This is a genomic window from Burkholderia sp. AU16482 (assembly GCF_002223285.1).
Taxonomy (GTDB): domain Bacteria; phylum Pseudomonadota; class Gammaproteobacteria; order Burkholderiales; family Burkholderiaceae; genus Burkholderia; species Burkholderia semiarida.
The window spans coordinates 1500324-1516615 of sequence record NZ_NKEY01000003.1 but is presented as its reverse complement, the minus strand read 5'-3'; the positions used below and the strand labels follow the sequence as shown (position 1 = coordinate 1516615).

At 67.8% G+C, this 16292-nt stretch carries 17 protein-coding genes; 13 read left to right on the top strand and 4 right to left on the bottom strand.

The genetic code is table 11. From position 1 onward, the window contains the following. Nucleotides 1-40 precede the first annotated feature (40 nt). The 3 genes from pncA to CFB35_RS09560 all read left to right on the top strand — a co-directional run bounded on the left by pncA (nucleotide 41) and on the right by CFB35_RS09560 (nucleotide 3559). Nucleotides 41-673, top strand: coding sequence for a bifunctional nicotinamidase/pyrazinamidase (gene pncA, locus CFB35_RS09570; protein ID WP_060316572.1), 633 nt, complete (start codon nucleotides 41-43; stop codon nucleotides 671-673). A gap of 50 nt (nucleotides 674-723) precedes the next feature. After that, nucleotides 724-1902, top strand: a complete 1179-nt coding sequence (locus tag CFB35_RS09565; RefSeq protein WP_089464845.1) for an acetyl-CoA C-acyltransferase — start codon at nucleotides 724-726, stop codon at nucleotides 1900-1902. A 256-nt stretch (nucleotides 1903-2158) separates the two neighbouring features. After that, the gene (locus CFB35_RS09560; RefSeq protein WP_089464844.1) at nucleotides 2159-3559 is read left to right on the top strand and encodes a GGDEF domain-containing protein; all 1401 of its coding nucleotides are present in this window, start codon (nucleotides 2159-2161) and stop codon (nucleotides 3557-3559) included. 46 nt (nucleotides 3560-3605) lie between these two features. Here CFB35_RS09560 and CFB35_RS09555 read toward each other — a convergent pair whose 3' ends face one another. Both CFB35_RS09555 and CFB35_RS34230 read right to left on the bottom strand, forming a co-directional pair. Continuing rightward, the gene (locus tag CFB35_RS09555; RefSeq protein WP_089464843.1) at nucleotides 3606-5747 is read right to left on the bottom strand and encodes a hypothetical protein; all 2142 of its coding nucleotides are present in this window, start codon (nucleotides 5745-5747) and stop codon (nucleotides 3606-3608) included. Nucleotides 5748-6153: 406 nt separating this feature from the next. Next, nucleotides 6154-6396, bottom strand: coding sequence for a hypothetical protein (locus tag CFB35_RS34230; RefSeq protein WP_143328708.1), 243 nt, complete (start codon nucleotides 6394-6396; stop codon nucleotides 6154-6156). A gap of 68 nt (nucleotides 6397-6464) precedes the next feature. Here CFB35_RS34230 and CFB35_RS09550 point away from each other — a divergent pair, with 68 nt between their 5' ends. The 5 genes from CFB35_RS09550 to CFB35_RS09530 all read left to right on the top strand — a co-directional run bounded on the left by CFB35_RS09550 (nucleotide 6465) and on the right by CFB35_RS09530 (nucleotide 9779). Next, nucleotides 6465-7079, top strand: coding sequence for a trypsin-like peptidase domain-containing protein (locus CFB35_RS09550; protein ID WP_143328707.1), 615 nt, complete (start codon nucleotides 6465-6467; stop codon nucleotides 7077-7079). Between the two features lie 303 nt (nucleotides 7080-7382). After that, on the top strand, nucleotides 7383-7694 hold the full coding sequence (locus CFB35_RS09545) for a Dabb family protein (protein WP_059585240.1): 312 nt from the start codon (nucleotides 7383-7385) through the stop codon (nucleotides 7692-7694). Next, a complete protein-coding gene (locus CFB35_RS09540) occupies nucleotides 7694-8173 on the top strand; it encodes a PaaI family thioesterase (protein ID WP_006483907.1) in 480 nt (159 codons plus the stop codon). The genes CFB35_RS09545 and CFB35_RS09540 overlap by 1 nt, the downstream gene beginning before the upstream one ends. Nucleotides 8174-8331: 158 nt before the next feature. Continuing rightward, entirely contained in the window at nucleotides 8332-9291 is a 960-nt protein-coding gene (locus tag CFB35_RS09535) for an alpha/beta hydrolase (protein WP_089464841.1), read from the top strand. Nucleotides 9292-9332: 41 nt separating this feature from the next. Beyond that, nucleotides 9333-9779, top strand: coding sequence for a GNAT family N-acetyltransferase (locus tag CFB35_RS09530; RefSeq protein ID WP_089464991.1), 447 nt, complete (start codon nucleotides 9333-9335; stop codon nucleotides 9777-9779). 16 nt (nucleotides 9780-9795) lie between these two features. On the opposite strand, the gene CFB35_RS09525 is transcribed toward CFB35_RS09530, so the two are convergent. Next, complete coding sequence (locus CFB35_RS09525; protein WP_089464840.1) at nucleotides 9796-10641, bottom strand: NRDE family protein; 846 nt, start codon at nucleotides 10639-10641, stop codon at nucleotides 9796-9798. Nucleotides 10642-10717: 76 nt separating this feature from the next. Then, nucleotides 10718-11752, bottom strand: coding sequence for a folate-binding protein YgfZ (locus CFB35_RS09520; RefSeq protein WP_089464839.1), 1035 nt, complete (start codon nucleotides 11750-11752; stop codon nucleotides 10718-10720). 77 nt (nucleotides 11753-11829) lie between these two features. On the opposite strand from CFB35_RS09520, the gene mltG reads away from it, so the two are divergent. The 5 genes from mltG to CFB35_RS09495 all read left to right on the top strand — a co-directional run bounded on the left by mltG (nucleotide 11830) and on the right by CFB35_RS09495 (nucleotide 16192). Continuing rightward, nucleotides 11830-12849, top strand: coding sequence for an endolytic transglycosylase MltG (gene mltG, locus CFB35_RS09515; protein ID WP_089464838.1), 1020 nt, complete (start codon nucleotides 11830-11832; stop codon nucleotides 12847-12849). Further along, nucleotides 12849-13469 carry a dTMP kinase gene (gene tmk, locus CFB35_RS09510; RefSeq protein WP_006478605.1) on the top strand — a complete coding sequence of 207 codons (621 nt, stop codon included), beginning with the start codon at nucleotides 12849-12851 and terminating at the stop codon, nucleotides 13467-13469. The genes mltG and tmk overlap by 1 nt, the downstream gene beginning before the upstream one ends. 19 nt (nucleotides 13470-13488) lie before the next feature. Next, nucleotides 13489-14517, top strand: a complete 1029-nt coding sequence (locus tag CFB35_RS09505; RefSeq protein WP_059585245.1) for a DNA polymerase III subunit delta' — start codon at nucleotides 13489-13491, stop codon at nucleotides 14515-14517. Between the two features lie 141 nt (nucleotides 14518-14658). Continuing rightward, nucleotides 14659-15438: a TatD family hydrolase gene (locus CFB35_RS09500; RefSeq protein WP_089464837.1), complete on the top strand. Its 780-nt coding sequence runs from the start codon at nucleotides 14659-14661 to the stop codon at nucleotides 15436-15438. 43 nt (nucleotides 15439-15481) lie between these two features. After that, nucleotides 15482-16192 (top strand): ankyrin repeat domain-containing protein, encoded by a 711-nt coding sequence (locus CFB35_RS09495; RefSeq protein ID WP_059645577.1) that lies wholly within the window; start codon nucleotides 15482-15484, stop codon nucleotides 16190-16192. Nucleotides 16193-16292: the final 100 nt, after the last annotated feature.

Here is a 16292-nt window from a genome sequence, read left to right as displayed (position 1 = left end):
CTCGCACGACGGCGCGCCCGATTCACCCAGGAGAATTGAAATGAAACGCACCGACGACGTCCTGCTCGTGATCGACGTGCAATACGACTTCATGCCGGGCGGCGCGCTCGCGGTGCCCGACGGCGATGCGGTCGTGCCGGTGATCAACGCGCTCGCGCAACGCTTCGACCAGGTCGTGCTCACGCAGGACTGGCACCCGCGCGAGCACGTGTCGTTCGCGGCGAACCATCCGGGCCGCGAGCCGTTTTCCACGCTTTCGCTGCCGTACGGCGAGCAGGTGCTGTGGCCCGTGCACTGCGTGCGGGACACCGACGGCGCGGCGCTGCATCGCGACCTAGACATCCCGCACGCGCGGCTCGTGATCCGCAAGGGCGGCGACGCGCAGGTCGACAGCTATTCCGCGTTCGTCGAGGCCGACCGCACGACGCGCACGGGGCTCGCGGGCTACCTGCGCGAACTCGGCGCGAAGCGCGTGTGGTGCTGCGGGCTCGCGACCGACTATTGCGTCGCATGGTCGGCGCTCGATGCGCGCGCGGCCGGTTTCGAAGCCGCGGTGATCAACGATGCGTGCCGTGCGATCGACCTGAACGGGTCGCTCGCGCACGCATGGCAGCAGATGCAGGCAGCGGGCGTCGCGCATGTGACGTCCGCCGGCGCGCGCCCGGCGGCGTAGCGCATTTCCCATCCGATTCAGGACATGAAGCAGGACCGAAGGAGACTCGCATGACCGAAGCCGTAATCGTATCGACCGCACGCACGCCGCTCGCGAAGTCCTGGCGCGGCGCATTCAACATGACGCACGGCGCGACGCTCGGCGGCCACGTGGTCGCGGCCGCGCTCGAACGCGCGAAGCTCGATCCGGCGCGCGTCGAGGACGTGATCATGGGCTGCGCGAATCCCGAAGGCGCGACGGGCGCGAACATCGCGCGGCAGATCGCGCTGCGCGCGGGATTGCCGGTGAGCGTGCCGGGGATGACGGTGAACCGTTTCTGTTCGTCGGGGCTGCAGACCATCGCGCTGGCCGCGCAGCGGATCGTCGCGGGCGAAGGCGAGATCTATGTGGCCGGCGGCGTCGAATCGATCTCGTGCGTGCAGAACGAGATGAACCGGCACATGATCCAGGAAGGCTGGCTCGTCCAGCACAAGCCCGAGATCTACTGGAACATGCTGCAGACCGCGGAGAACGTCGCGAAGCGCTACGGCATCTCGAAGGAGCGGCAGGACGCATACGGCGTGCAGTCGCAACTGCGTGCCGCGGCCGCGCAGGAAGCCGGGCGCTTTCGCGACGAGATCGTGCCGATCACCGTGCTCGCGGGCATCGCCGACAAGGCGACGGGCCGCCTGTACACGCAGGAAGTGACGGTCTCGGCCGACGAAGGCATTCGCCCCGACACGACGCTCGAAGGCGTGTCGAAGATCCGGTCGGCCGTGCCGGGCGGCGTGATCACCGCGGGCAATGCGAGCCAGTTCTCGGACGGCGCGTCGGCATGCGTGGTGATGAGCGCCGCCGCCGCGCAACGCGAAGGGCTGCAGCCGCTGGGCGCGTTCCGCGGCTTCGCGGTGGCCGGCTGCGAACCGGACGAAATGGGCATCGGCCCGGTGTTCGCGGTGCCCAAGCTGCTGAAGCAGGCCGGGCTGACAGTCGACGACATCGGCCTGTGGGAGCTGAACGAGGCGTTCGCGGTGCAGGTGCTGTACTGCCGCGACACGCTCGGGATTCCTGAGGAGCGCCTGAACGTGAACGGCGGCGCGATCGCGGTCGGCCATCCGTATGGCGTGTCGGGCGCGCGCCTGACCGGCCATGCGCTGATCGAGGGCAAGCGGCGCGGCGTGAAGTACGTGGTCGTCACGATGTGCATCGGCGGCGGGCAGGGCGCGGCCGGCCTGTTCGAAATCCTCTGATCTTTGACCGGCCGCGGTGGCGCTTCGGCGTCACCGCACGCCGCCGCGATGAATCGGCGCGACCGATGCGCGATTCGCAACGACGGGGAAGCAAAAGGCATGCACCCGGCAATGCCGTTTCCCCTGACTTGTCAAACGAATTACCCCACCTATACTTGCTCTGACATTTGCCTTTCGGCACGATGGGTCAGATCATGCGTTGCGCGATCCGTGCCGCGAAGACTCCAATCAACGCAGCAGACCGACCGGGGACCGAATGAGTACGACCTATGCAGCCGGGGAACCGCCGCGCGTCGTCAGTGCGGCCGCAAGGCTCTACGCGAAATGCCTGCTGGTCGGATTCGCGTTGCTGCCTGCGTATCTGATTGCCTATCTGTGGTTCTTCAGCGACCGGAGCGTCGTGTTCGAGAACCACGCTTTCCATGAAATCGCGATCGCGGCGGCGACGATCGAAGGCGCGTTCGTCACCTATGTGACGTGGGTGTGCTACCGGTCGTCCGGCGAGCCGCTGCTGCGCTGGCTGACGCTCGGCTTTCTCGGTTTCGCGATGATCTATGCGCTGCACGGCGCGTTCACCGGGATGGCGCATCACAATATCTGGCTGTTCCTGCTGTACGGGCCCGCGTCGCGGTTGGCGATGTCCGTGCTGCTGCTCACGGGCCTGCTGTCGTATTCGCGTCCGCCCGACCGGGTCGACAAGCGCACGAGCGCACGGACGTGGCTGCCTTGGATCGTGCTCTTCCTGATCGTCGACGTGGTGGTCGCGTACATCGCGTATTCGCCGGTTGCCGGTGCACTCGGCACGCGGCTGTCGATGGAAGGCGGCGCGCTGGTGTTCTCGCTGCTGAACGTGTGCCTGCTGCTCGCGCGGCGGATCCGCTCGCCGCTGATGGTGATCTACGGCGTGTCGATCATGGCGTTCGCGCTGTCGTCGCTCGCGTTCATCCTAGGCAAGCCGTGGAATCACATGTGGTGGCTCGCGCATGCGATCTTCGCGGGCGGGTTCTTCCTGCTCAGTTACGGCGTCGTGCAGGCGCTGCAGACGACGCGCTCGTTCTCGGCGATCTACAGCCAGGAAGACCTGATGAGCCGCTTGTCCGAATCGATGGCGCGCACCGAAAGCGCGCTGCAGGAGTTGCGGCGCACGAACCAGAAGCTCGAGTACATGGCCGCGACCGACCCGATGACGGGCGCGTCGAACCGCCGCCAGTTCATCGCGCAGGTCGAGCGCGAGATCGTGCGGGCCGAGCGCGACGGCACGCCGTTCTGCCTGCTCGCGCTCGATCTCGACAATTTCAAGAACATCAACGATGCCTACGGGCACCAGATCGGCGACGAGGTGCTGCGCGGCGTCGTGCGCCAGTGCCTCGAGGCGATCCGGCCGGCAGGTGCGCTCGCGCGGGTCGGCGGCGAGGAGTTCATGGCGCTCCTGCCCGAGATGCCGCTCGAGGGCGCGCGGATGACGGCCGAGCGCGTGCGTTCGTCGATCGCGAGTGCGCCGTTCGGACTGGACTTCAAGCGCGTGCAGGTGACGGTCAGCGTCGGCGTCGCGCAATACGGCGTCGACGGCGGCACGGTCGATGCGCTGCTGCGGGTGGTCGACGAGCGGCTGTACCAGGCGAAGCGGGAAGGGCGCAACCGCGTGGTGACGCGCTAGTCCGCATGCCGGCGCCGGTGCCGGCCTGCACGCGCGTGGCGACGCGCTAGCGCGACGCCACGGCCGTCGCCTGCTTCGATCGTTCGTCCTGCATCGGCTGCGACGCCTGCCACCAGTACTTGCCCGCGCGCTGCTGCGGATCGCGGATCGCGAGATACGTCGTACTCCAGAGTTGCGCCGCGTTGGCTTCGGTCGCATCGGCGCTGCGCGTGCCGAATGCGTCGGTCTGGTACTTGCCGTTCACGTAGGACCACGTCCACATTTCCGACGTGCGCATGTCGCGTCCGTTCGAGATTACCTGCCAGATCGTCTGCCGCGCCTGCGCGAGCAGCGTGCGTGTCGTGGCCGACAGGTCCTGGCGCGCCAGCTGGCGATCCAGCCCGGCCACCCACATCGCCTGCTGCCACGACCAGACAACCGTGCCGTGATACGCGGAGCTCGTGAACTTCGGCCACAGTGACGGGCTCGCATACGCGGGGTTCGCGATCAGCATCCCGGCATCGGTCACGAGCCCGGTCGGGAACGGCCGCGTGACGTCGCCGACGATCCGCTGGAGCTGATCGTCCGGCGGCGTGCCGAACAGCAGCGCGAAGCCGCCGTCCGAATGCATCACCGGAATCGGGTTGCCCTGCTGGTCGAGCGACAGCGCGTAGAAGGCCAGCGGTGCATTGGGCGCGGCGCCGGCCGGCACGCCGGCGGATGGCGCATAGGCCGACACGTCGGTCGCCGCCTGCGCGGCCGGCACGCTGACCTGGAACAGCGGCGGCGCCTGCGTTTCCCACGTGGCCGCTTCGTTCGCCGTGTTGGCGAGCGTCGCGCGTTGCTGGGCATCGAGATACGGATCGAGCAGGCCGCGGGCGAGGAACGCGTTCGCCGCGCGTAGCGCGGCCGGCACGAGCACCGCGTTCACGTCGTACGGGTAGACGCCGCCGCCGAGGCCGTCGGTGCTGTCGCGCCAGTTGCCGACGATTTCGCCGGGCCGCAGGTGGATCAGGTTTGCCACCGACGGTTGCTGTGCGAACGGCTGCGCGGTCGTCGCGACGTGCAGCAAGTTGACGACGAGGCGGCTGCCGTTGGTCTGCCCGTCGCTGCCGCGCTGCGCCAGGTACGCGGCCGCGCGGGCCTGGCCGCGCGTATCGTCGATCAGCCACGCGGCGGCGATCGGTGCGAGCAGGTAGTCGCTGTCGATCATCTTGTAGTCGTAGGTCGGTGTCGCATCGTTCGGCCGCCCGTTCTTCTGGTTGTCGACCAGCGCGAATTCGCCGATGCCTTCCTCGTGAGCGACCTTGCCGTCGGGCGACAGGCGGCTCAGCACCGACGACAGCCCGGCCTCGATCGCCGCCGGTTCGAGCACGGGCATCAGCATGCGGACCGAGATCAGCGTGTCGCGGCCGAAGTACGTGTCGTATTGCCACGAACCGGCCAGCAGCTTGTCGTTGAAGCTCAGGAATTCGAGCACGTTCTGGCTGACCGGGTCGGGGTTCACGGACGGCGCGAACAGGTTGGCGTGCGTGATCGGCGACAGCGGCGTCTCGCCCGACAGCGCATCGATGTGCAGCTTCAGCGTGTGCGAGCCCGCCGGCGCGTTCAGCACGAGCTTGCCGCCCGCTGCCGGCGCGATGCTGCCGCCGTCGCGCAGCGTGATGCGCAGCGCATAGCCGGGCGCGCCGTCGAGCCGGTCGCGTTGCCATTGCGCGGTGTTGCCCTGGACCGTCGGCGCGGTGAGGATCTGCGGCGGAATCGTCGCGCCGCCGTTGAAGTCGCGCAGGAAGCGCACGTTGCTGAGCACGCCCTGGCGGATCGTCAGCGTAGCGGTGTCGACCGACACGTCGGCGCCGATGCCGTACAGCGGACGGCCGTGCGCGTCCGGGGCCGACAGTGCGGCCGGCGGCGTGTCGAGGCTCCAGTTCACCGGCTGCGCGGTGTCGTCGAACCACAGTCCGGTGCCGCTGTTGCCGGCGGGGAAGACCACGAGCAGACGCGGCTTCGTGGACGAGCGCGCCAGCAGGTGCGCGGCGACCTTGTCCTGCCGGTAGAACGCGTTGATCTGGCCGCCGGTGTCCATGCGGAACGACAACGCGGCGGTGTTCGACGGCGGGCTGTTCGATTTGACGTCGTCGTCGTTGCAGGCCGACAGCAGGCCGGCGCAGACGAGCCCGAGACACAGCGACTTCGCAAGGCGATGCATGTTGATGTCCCTCCTGATGACTCGCGATTTTTTATCTGGATGTTCCAATCGGCGGATCTTGGGTCCGTCTGATCCTGTCTTGCATTCACTCCGGCGAATGGCGGGAATTAATCGGGGTGTTGCGCTTCTTCTAAAGGGAAACAGGTTGGCAAATAACCGGTTGGCCGATAAATGCCGAAAGCCGAAAACGGCAGAGGTGTGCGTCGATGCCCCGCTGGAAAGGCGATGAGACCGGCCTTCGCGCGGGTGAGCGGCGAATCCGGGGCGGCGCGGAAAATGATGCGTAAGCCGTCGTAGGCGATTCTAAATTTGCGGGAAAGTCGAAGTCAATAATGTTTTTGTTTTCGAATGTTGAATTGAAAAATGGGATGAAATTATTGCCAGTCGCTTCGGTAAAATGTGCGATTCAATGGATTCGAATTAACGTACTCCGGATATCCGGTGACAAAACGACCGGAAATACGATGCCGGGCCGGGCATTGATGCCCAACAGGAAATGAATCGCCGCATTGTGTCGGGCAGTGTCGAGACAGGCCGACATGCAAATCGCGGCACGCGCGAGGCCGAGCAAACCGCGTTCCTGCGCGTGTGCCGCACGACGAGGGATCGTCGATTGATCGCTAGACAGTCCAAGGTTCACAAGCGTCATGTTTCAACGTTCTTGATAGTCATCCGGCAATGATCAATCGCTTTTTTCAACCGTTAGCGGAGCCCGTGATGCCTGCAAACAATCTCAAAGTTCGTCCTTTGGTCGGCGGGATCAAAATTGTGACCCCCAGCAAGATCGGCACTTTAGGTCTGGTCGTGGAATATGACGGCGGTACGTGCTTTGCGACGGCGGGCCATGTGTTCGGAAAGAAGGATGTGAAGGTGGGTCAGCCCGATGACGCAAACCACGTGGGCGATCTGCTCATCAACTTCCTCGAGGAAAATCAGGATATCGCCCTCGTGACGGTGTTGTCGGGAGTCAAGGCAACGGCCAATGAGATATGGACGGACAGTGGTAAAAAACCGGTGGAGTTCGGCTCAAACGTTCGTCCCGTAAAGGGCCAGCGTTTGTGGTTGCAAGGTGCGCTCTCCGGTCTCGTGAATTGCTCGGTTGCCGAGGCGGATGCGGATATCACGGTGCCTGGCACCAACGATAAGGTCAAGAACGTCGTCCTGCTCAACCTGGACGGAGATGCGCAGACCCAACCGGGTGACAGTGGCGCGCCCGTGGTGGGAAACGTGGATAGCAAGGACGTTTGCTACGGCGTGTACGGCGGGAAGGTGGTGGTCAGCTCAAGAACGTATGGATGGTTCACGCCGTTCGAGAACCTGGTTTGGGATTAGTTCGGCGTGGTCGAATGTGACGCTGTCAAAGCCCTGGGTGCAAGCGCGCTCGGGGCTTTTGCATTGGGGCGCCGGAACGCGAACCGAGTCGACAGGCGCCGGAGCGTCGCAACGCACGTGCCGACCTCAAGATACCGTCCATTGCCATCGGCAAGTTTGGTAGGCTTGTCGCCTGCGCGAGCTTGTCGGATCCTGATGCCGGGCAGGAGGGTGACCGTGAGCGAACGGCGGAAGGGTGTAAAGTGCCCGGCTGCCAAGGACGACAGGCCAATCGCCGAACCAACACGAACAGGAGCAACCGAAGTGATCAGACATATCGTCATGTGGAAGTTGAAGGAATCGGCCGAAGGCGCGACGCGCGCGCAGAACGCGCTGAAGCTGAAGGAAAAGCTCGAAGGCTGCCGCGACCTCGTGCCGGGCACCCTGCAGATCGACGTCGGCGTGGCGACGCCGGGCCTCGATGCGACCGCCGACATCGTGCTCGTCTCCGATTTCGCCGACAAGGCCGCGCTCGACGCATACCAGGTGCATCCGGTTCACCAGGAAGTGAAGAAATTCGTCGTCGCGGTGGCCGAATCGCGCGAGTGCGTCGACTACATCGTCGACAACGCGTGATGAGCGACGCGGCAACCCCGACGGAAGGCCCGTCGATCGAAAGCCCGTTCGTCGATCTGCTCGGCGTGCAACTCGTGTCTGCGAAGGATGGCGCGAGCGAGATCGTGCTGCCGCTCGAGGAGCGGCACATGAACACGTGGAGCATCGCGCACGGCGGCGTGACGATGACGCTCGCCGATATCGCGCTCGCGATGGCGGCGCGCAGCCTGACCGACGACGGCGTCGGCGTCGTCACGGTCGAGATGAAGGTGAACTTCATGCAGCCGGGCCGCGGCGAGCTGCGCGCTTACGGGCGCGTGATGCACCGCTCGACGACGATGGCCTACTGCGAAGGCGAAGTGCGCGACAGCGACGGCAATTTCGTCGCGAAGGCGCTCGGCACGTTCAAGTACATGCGCCGGCTCGCGGTCGGCCGGGACATCAAGCGGCAACGCTCGCGCACGGCGCCGGACGCGCAACCCGGCCCGAGCGACGCGTAAGCATCCGCCACGCACGGCCCTGTCTCTTCGATGCGGCAGGGCCGTTTCGTTTTGGAGCACGGGATGGCGGTACATGGCACGGCGCGCCTGCCCGGCGCGCGCGTGGCATCATGTGACGCTTGTCCGTTCACGACGCCGCACCGGCGCCGTCCACACCGATGCCGCTGAATCCGAAGATCGCCCAGGTGCTCGACATGATCGAGCGCGCGAAACGCCCGTCGTATCACCATCAGACGCCGCAGCAGGCGCGCGCCGCGTACGAGAAGAGCGCGCCGATCCTCGACGTCGCGCCGGCGCCGATGCATGCGGTGGAGGAATGCATCGTGCCGACGCGCGACGGCCGCACGATCGGCGCGCGGCTGTATCTGCCGGTCGCGCCGAGCCTGGCCGAGCCGCTGCCCGCGCTCGTGTACTACCACGGCGGCGGCTTCACGGTCGGCAGCGTCGATACGCACGATGCGCTGTGCCGGATGTTCGCGCACGACGCGCAATGCGCGGTGCTGTCGGTCGGCTACCGGCTCGCGCCCGAACACAAGTTTCCGACCGCGGTGAACGACGCGGACGACGCATTGCAGTGGCTGCATCGCGAGGCCGCCACGTTCGGCATCGACGCCGCGCGGCTGGCGGTCGGCGGCGACAGCGCGGGCGGCACGCTCGCGACGGTCTGCGCGGTGCTCGCGCGCGACGCGGGCATTCGTCTTGCGCTGCAGCTGCTGATCTACCCGGGCGTGACGGGCCACCAGGACACCGAATCGCACGCGCGGCTCGCGAGCGGCTACCTGCTGACGCAGGACACGATCGAGTGGTTCTTCACGCAATACGTGCGCGATCGGGCCGATCGCGACGACTGGCGTTTCGCGCCGCTCGACGGTACGCGCGGCGCGCCGTCGTTCGCCGGTGTCGCGCCGGCGTGGATCGCGACGGCCGAGTACGATCCGCTGAGCGACGAGGGCGCCGCGTACGCGGACAAGTTGCGCGCGGCCGGCAACGCGGTCACGCTGGTCTGCTATCCGGGGATGATCCACGAATTCTTCAAGATGGGCGGTTACGTGCCCGAGGTGCGGGCCGCGCATGCCGATGCGGTCGCGGCGCTGAAGGCCGCATTCGACGAGGTTTGACGGCGAGCGCCTGACGGCGCGCACGCTGCGGGAGGATGGCGATGACGAACGGCGTGGGCAGGGTGGAAACGGGCGACTGGACGGTACTGGGCGGCGACGCTGCGCGGATCCGCGACGCGGTGTTCGTGCGCGAGCAGCAGATTCCGCCGGAATGGGAACTCGACGACGACGATCCGCTGTCGCTGCATGCGGTCGCGTACCGGACCGACGCGGCGACCGGGCTGCGCCGCGCGGTCGCGACGGGGCGGCTGCTGCCGTCCGGTACGATCGGCCGCGTCGCGGTGCTGGCCGACGTGCGCGGGCAGGGCGTCGGGTCGGCCGTGCTGAATGCGCTGCTGGACGCCGCGCGGCGCCGCGGCGAAGCCGTCGTGCGGCTGTACGCGCAGGATTCGGCGGTGTCGTTCTATCTGCGGCACGGCTTCGCGGCGGTGGGCGAACCGTTCGTCGAAGCCGGCGTGCCGCACGTCGAGATGGCGCGCGCGCCGTAGCACGCCACGCGTGCGTTCAGCGCGGGCGCGCCGCGTCGATATCGAACGTGAACGCGCGCTCGAACGCGCCCGGGCGCACGGTGCGGTGCGACCCGTCGTCGTCGCTGCGCTCCTTGACCTCGACCGTCAGCCGCACGCCTTCCTTCATCGTGACGCGCAGCGCGGTCGTGCCGCGCGTGCCGTATTCGGGCGTCTCGATGAACGCGGCCGACAGCGCGCGCTCGCGCTCGATCGGAATGCCCGTGTGCGGCAGTGCGTCGTCGTCCGCGACGTGCGGGTCGCGCATCAGCGCGATCAGTTCGTCGAGCGACGGGGTCGGATTGTCGGTGAGCAGCGTGCCGAGCTCCGCGCGCTTGCGCACCACTTTGGGCCAGGGCGTATCGAGCCGTGCATTCGACAGCGCATGCACGCCCGGCGCGATCGCGACGGGCGCGGCGACCCGGCTTTCGCCCTCGGGCGCGCGGTTGCAGAACCATGCGAGTTCGCGCCGGCGCCAGTCGCCGACGAGCAGGTTGAAGCCGTTGTAGACGGCCGCATGCTCGGCAAGCTGAGCGAGATAGTCGAGCGGCGCGACCGGCGTGCCGCCGAGAAAATCGGATACCAGCTTGCCGCGGGTCGGCGCGCCCGCGCGGATGTCGAACGGCGCGCGGTAGTTGGTCAGCGCGGCGAAGCGGCCGTCGCGCGAGACGCCGAGCCACGTGCCGCCTGCCTCGAGGTCGCGGCCGGCCAGTACGCCCGGCACGTCTTCCCACCACGAGAGCGGCGCGCTGGTCCGGCGAAAGAACTCGTCGCGATTGGCCACGAGGGTAAAGACGGGACCGGCGGCGGCATCGGGCTGCCAGTCGAAGGCAATCAGACACATCGGGCGAATCTCTCGCAGGAAACGTCGCGCGCCGGCTGCGACTCGCGAGCCGGCGCGCGAACGGGTTGTCAGTGCATCAGGCTTCGGTCGGCCACGCGTACGGCAGCGCGTCGAACGCGAGCGCCGGGCCGTCGGCCGAACCGAGGTGCACCGAGCCGCTGTCGAGCGCGGCGAGCTTGATCTCGACGAGCGCGTCGACGCCGCCCGCCGGCGCGGCCGCCGCGTTGACGATCATCCCGCACGGCTGGCCCGGATCGTCGCTGTGGAACAGCTCGACGCCGGCATGCACGGTATCGGTCTCGCCGGCGACGTGCGCGAGCGCGGTGCGGCGCTTGATCGTGCCGCGGTACTGGCTGCGCGCCACCACTTCCTGGCCCGGGTAGCACCCTTTCCTGAAGTTAACGGCACCGATCACGTCGAAGTTGACCATCTGCGGCACGAACTGTTCGACGGCCGGCTGCGTGATGCGCGGCTCGCCCGCGCGAACGTCGAGCCAGTCCCACACGGCGGGCGACACGACGGGCAGCGTGCCGGCGAGCGCGGCGACGCGCGCGTCGACTTCGGCGCGCGGGCCGATCCACACATAGCGCTTGCGGCCGGCCGCATCGGGCACGCGGATCAGCGCGCCGGCCGGGCCGTCGACCTTCACGTGCACGCCGTCGGGCAGCGCATCGAAGATGCCCGACAGCGCGTCGCGCACGTCGCCCGCGAAGCCGGCCACCGCGAGCGTGTCGCTCGCGTCCGTCAGCTTCGCCTTCGCGCGCAGCACGAACATCGACAGCCGCTTCTGCACGGCCGGCTGCACGTCCTTCGACACGAGCAGGCGCACGTCGTGGCCGGCGCGCCACGCGAGGAACGACGCGAGCAGCCGGCCCTTCGGCGAGCAGTACCCGGACAGCCGCGCGCTGCCGGCATCGAGATGCTCGACGTCGTTGGTGAGCTGGCTGTGCAGGAACGTCGCGGCGTCGTCGCCGGCCACGTCGATCACGCCGAACTGCGGCAGCGGCATGCAGGCGGCCGGCGCATCGAAATCGGCGGCCGACGGGCGGGGGAAAACGGGGAGCGAGGCGGATGCGGCCTGGGCAGCCGGTGAAGCGAACGGTGTGCTCATGGAATGAGGGAACAGTCAACCCTGACTTTGACGGAGGCGAGCAAGTATTATATGGGTCTTACCTGAGTCACGTTTCCATGTCCCTACTGAAGAAATGCGCCGCGACGATCGTGGCGCTGGCCGTCGTTGTGGCCGCTGCCGGCGCGGGCGGCGGGTATTACTGGGCGACCCGGCCGCTGTTGCTGGGCTCGGCATCGCTCGACGTCACGATCAAGCCGCGCAGCAGCGTGAAGAGCGTCGCGCTGCAGCTCCAGCGCGGCGGCGTGCCGGTCGAGCCGTTCGCGTTCGTCGCGATGACGCGCGTGCTCGGGCTGTCGAGCCGGCTCAAATCGGGCAACTACGAATTCAAGACCGGCATCACGCCGTACGACGTGCTGCAGAAGATCGCCCGCGGCGACGTGAACGAGTACGTCGCGACCGTCATCGAAGGCTGGACCTTCAAGCGGATGCGCGCGGAGCTCGACGCGAACCCCGATCTCACGCACACGACGGCCGGCATGAGCGACGCCGAGCTGCTGCGCGCGATCGGCGCGCCGGAGAGCGCGGTGCAGCGCGGCAGCGGCGAGGGGCTGTTCTTCCCCGACACCTATCTGTTCGACAAGGGCACGAGCGACCTGAACATCTACCGGCGCGCATACCGCCTGATGCAGGCCCGCGTCGACGAGGCCTGGGCCGCGCGCACGCCGGGGCTGCCGTACAAGTCGCCTTACGAAATGCTGACGATCGCGTCGATCGTCGAGAAGGAAACCGGCCATGCGGCCGATCGCGCGTTCGTCGCGGCCGTGTTCGCGAACCGGCTGCGCATCGGCATGCCGCTGCAGACCGATCCGTCGGTGATCTACGGGCTCGGCGACGCGTACGACGGCCGTCTGCGCAAGCGCGACCTGCAGGCCGACACTCCCTACAATACCTACACCCGACGCGGGCTGCCGCCCACGCCGATCGCGTTGCCGGGTGTCGCCGCGCTGCAGGCGGCGATCAATCCGGCCCCGACGAGCGCGCTCTATTTCGTCGCGAAGGGCGACGGCACGAGCGTGTTCTCGGACACGCTCGGCGACCACAACAAGGCCGTGGACAAGTACATACGAGGTCAATAATGGCGAGCGGTAAATTCATCACGTTCGAAGGCATCGACGGGGCGGGGAAGACCACCCACCTGCAATGGTTCTGCGAACGCCTCCAGGGCCGGCTGGCCGCGGCCGGCCGGCAGGTGGTCGTCACCCGCGAGCCGGGCGGCACGCAGCTCGGCGAGAAACTGCGCGAGATCCTGCTGAACCAGCCGATGGATCTCGAGACGGAAGCGCTGCTGATGTTCGCCGCGCGTCGCGAGCACCTCGCGCTCGTGATCGAGCCGGCGCTCGCGCGCGGCGACTGGGTCGTGTCCGATCGCTTCACCGACGCGACGTTCGCGTACCAGGGCGGCGGGCGCGGGTTGCCGCGCGACAAGCTCGAGACGCTCGAGCGCTGGGTGCAGGGCGGTTTCCAGCCCGATCTCACGGTGCTGTTCGACGTTGCGCCGCAGGTGGCGAGCGAGCGTCGCGGCGCCGCGCGCATGCCCGACAAGTTCGAAAGCGAATCCGATGCGTTCTTCTCGCGTACGCGCGCCGAATATCTGCGGCGGGCGGAGGAGGCGCCGCACCGCTTCGCGATCGTCGACGCGACGCGATCGATTCCCGAGATCCGCCAGCAGCTCGAACGCGTGCTCGCCGCGCTGTAACCCGCAAGGAACGCACCCCATGATCTATCCGTGGCAAACCGACGACTGGAACCGCCTGCAGCAACTGCGCGCGCAATGGCCGCATGCGCTGCTGCTGCACGGTCAGGCCGGGATCGGCAAGCTGCAGTTCGCGCAGCATCTCGCGCAGGGCTTCCTGTGCGAATCGCCGCAGCCGAACGGCGAGCCGTGCGGCGCCTGCGCGGCCTGCAACTGGTTCTCGCAGGGCAACCATCCGGACTACCGGATCGTGCTGCCCGAGGCGCTGGCGGGCGAGGCGCCGGGCGCGGCCGACGACGCGAAGCCGGCCGACGCGGACGAAGGCGGCAAGAAGACGCGGGCGCCGAGCAAGGAAATCAAGATCGAGCAGGTGCGGGCGCTGCTCGACTTCTGCGGGGTCGGCTCGCACCGCGGCGGCGCGCGCGTCGTCGTGCTGTATCCGGCCGAGGCGCTCAATGTCGCCGCGTCGAACGCGCTGCTGAAAACACTGGAGGAGCCGCCGCCCGGCGTCGTGTTCCTGCTCGTGTCGGCGCGCATCGACCGCCTGTTGCCGACGATCATCAGCCGCTGCCGCCAGTGGCCGATGACCGTGCCGGCGCCGGAGGCGGCCGCCGCGTGGCTCGCGGCGCAGGGCGTCGACCACGCCAGCGCGCTGCTCGCCGAAGCCGGCGGCGCGCCGCTCGCCGCGCTGGCGCTCGCGAGCGACGAGAACCGCCCGCTGCGCGACTACACGCTCGGGCAACTCGCGGCCGGTGCGGCCTGCGACCCGTTCGCATGCGGCGAGACGCTGCAGAAGCTGCCGGTGCCGCTGGTGCTCGGCTGGCTGCAGCGCTGGCTGTACGATCTGCTCGCGCAGCGGATGGCCGGCGCGCCGCGCTACTTCCCGACGCACGCGGCCGCCTTGGCGCGCTGCGCGGAAGCGGTCGACGCGAACGCATTCGCGCGCTTCATGAAAGCCGTGACGCGGCAGCGGACGGTCGAGAATCATCCGCTCAACGCGCGGCTCGTATTCGAGGAATTGTTTCTCGGATATCGGGAAATGTTCGCTTGACCCGGCATTGTTTCCGATGGGTTGCGAAACGATGAACGGGTCCCGCGGCGGCGCGGCCGTGGCCGCCCGGCCCGCGCACGTCGCCCGGTGCCGCCAGCCGGCGGGCGCATGAGCGCCCGTCTCACGTATTCAGGAAACACGATGTTCGTCGACTCTCACTGCCACATCAATTTCAAGGGCCTGGGCGACCGCCTGCCGGCCGTTCTCGAGAACATGCGCGAGCACGACGTCACGCACGCGCTGTGCGTGTCGGTCGATTTCGAGACGCTGCCGGACGTGCTCGCGATCGCCGAAGCGCACGACAACGTGTACGCGTCGGTCGGCGTGCATCCCGATCACGAGGACGCGCGCGAGCCGACGCTCGCGGAGCTCGTCGAGCTGGCCGCGCACCCGAAGGTCGTCGCGATCGGCGAAACCGGCCTCGACTACTACCGCCTCGAAGGCCGCTCGATCGCCGACATGGAATGGCAGCGCGAGCGTTTTCGCACGCACATCCGCGCGGCGAGCGCGACGATGAAGCCGCTGATCATCCACACGCGCGCGTCGTCGGAAGACACGCTGCGGATCATGGCCGAGGAGCGCGCGGACGTGCCGGGCGGCGTGATGCACTGCTTCACCGAGCCGTGGCCGGTGGCCGAGCAGGCGCTCGCGCAGAACTTCCATATCTCGCTGTCGGGCATCGTCACGTTCAAGAACGCGACCGACGTGCAGGACGTCGCGCGGCGCGTGCCGCTCGACCGGCTGCTGATCGAGACCGACTCGCCGTACCTCGCGCCGGTGCCGTATCGCGGCAAGCCGAATGAACCTGCGTACGTCAGCCATGTCGGACGCTTTATCGCATCCGAGCGCGGGATCGCCGTCGAGGCGCTCGCCGATGCGACGACGCAGAACTTTTTCCGGCTGTTCAAGATCGCCCGCTAACGACGCGCGCGCAGCCGACAACCCAGGGAAGGAGCCCACAACAATGACGAAGCCGACCAACCATCTGCCCAAACGCGCCCTCGTTGCCGCCGCATTCGTCGCGAGCGGCCTGTTCGCCGCCGCCGGCGCGCATGCCGAGTCGCTCGACGCGATCGTCAAGGCCGTCAAGTTCGACGACATCGCCGATATCGGCAAGCAGCTCAAGAGCGGCAAGCTCGATCCGAACACGCTCGCGCCGAACGGCGACCCGATCCTCGTGATCGCCGCGCGCGAGAAGTCCGACAAGGTCGCGGCCGCGATCGCGACGACGCCGAACGTCGACCTCGAGAAGGAAGACAAGGCCGGCGAAAACGCGCTGATGCTCGCATCGCTGAACGGCGACCTCGGCCTCGTCAAGCTGCTGATCGACAAGGGCGCGGAAGTCAGCAAGAAGGGCTGGGCGCCGCTTCACTACGCGGCGACCAACGGCCAGGACGCGGTCGTCAAGGTGCTGCTCGACCACGACGCGTACATCGACACCGCATCGCCGAACGGCACGACGCCGCTGATGATGGCCGCGCGCGGCAATCATGCGTCGACGGTCACGCTGCTGCTCGACCAGGGCGCGGATCCGCAGGTGAAGAACCAGCTCGGCATCACCGCGCTCGAGTTCGCGAAGCACTACAACGCGCCGGACGCGATCGAGATCCTGAGCAAGCGGACGACGCGTATCGGTGCGGGCACGCCGGCAGATGCTCAAAAGAGTGCAAAATAACGGTTTTTGGTGCGGCGGCGCCTGTCCGGCCAGCCGGCTTCCGGGCGGAGCAGGGCATCCGTTGCCGCACCGGCCAACGCAGCAGGCGGTCTCGGGCCGC

Bases quoted from the DNA above. Each gene is read 5' to 3' on its own strand.
- CFB35_RS09550 (WP_143328707.1), top strand. From the start codon at position 6,465: ATGCCTGCAAACAATCTCAAAGTTCGTCCTTTGGTCGGCGGGATCAAA.
- tmk (WP_006478605.1), top strand. From the start codon at position 12,849: ATGGCGAGCGGTAAATTCATCACGTTCGAAGGCATCGACGGGGCGGGG.
- CFB35_RS09555 (WP_089464843.1), bottom strand. From the start codon at position 5,747: ATGCATCGCCTTGCGAAGTCGCTGTGTCTCGGGCTCGTCTGCGCCGGC.
- CFB35_RS09560 (WP_089464844.1), top strand. From the start codon at position 2,159: ATGAGTACGACCTATGCAGCCGGGGAACCGCCGCGCGTCGTCAGTGCG.
- CFB35_RS09495 (WP_059645577.1), top strand. From the start codon at position 15,482: ATGACGAAGCCGACCAACCATCTGCCCAAACGCGCCCTCGTTGCCGCC.
- CFB35_RS09500 (WP_089464837.1), top strand. From the start codon at position 14,659: ATGTTCGTCGACTCTCACTGCCACATCAATTTCAAGGGCCTGGGCGAC.
- CFB35_RS09530 (WP_089464991.1), top strand. From the start codon at position 9,333: ATGACGAACGGCGTGGGCAGGGTGGAAACGGGCGACTGGACGGTACTG.
- CFB35_RS09540 (WP_006483907.1), top strand. From the start codon at position 7,694: ATGAGCGACGCGGCAACCCCGACGGAAGGCCCGTCGATCGAAAGCCCG.
- pncA (WP_060316572.1), top strand. From the start codon at position 41: ATGAAACGCACCGACGACGTCCTGCTCGTGATCGACGTGCAATACGAC.
- CFB35_RS09535 (WP_089464841.1), top strand. From the start codon at position 8,332: ATGCCGCTGAATCCGAAGATCGCCCAGGTGCTCGACATGATCGAGCGC.
- CFB35_RS09505 (WP_059585245.1), top strand. From the start codon at position 13,489: ATGATCTATCCGTGGCAAACCGACGACTGGAACCGCCTGCAGCAACTG.
- CFB35_RS09520 (WP_089464839.1), bottom strand. From the start codon at position 11,752: ATGAGCACACCGTTCGCTTCACCGGCTGCCCAGGCCGCATCCGCCTCG.
- CFB35_RS09525 (WP_089464840.1), bottom strand. From the start codon at position 10,641: ATGTGTCTGATTGCCTTCGACTGGCAGCCCGATGCCGCCGCCGGTCCC.
- CFB35_RS09565 (WP_089464845.1), top strand. From the start codon at position 724: ATGACCGAAGCCGTAATCGTATCGACCGCACGCACGCCGCTCGCGAAG.
- CFB35_RS34230 (WP_143328708.1), bottom strand. From the start codon at position 6,396: ATGACGCTTGTGAACCTTGGACTGTCTAGCGATCAATCGACGATCCCT.
- mltG (WP_089464838.1), top strand. From the start codon at position 11,830: ATGTCCCTACTGAAGAAATGCGCCGCGACGATCGTGGCGCTGGCCGTC.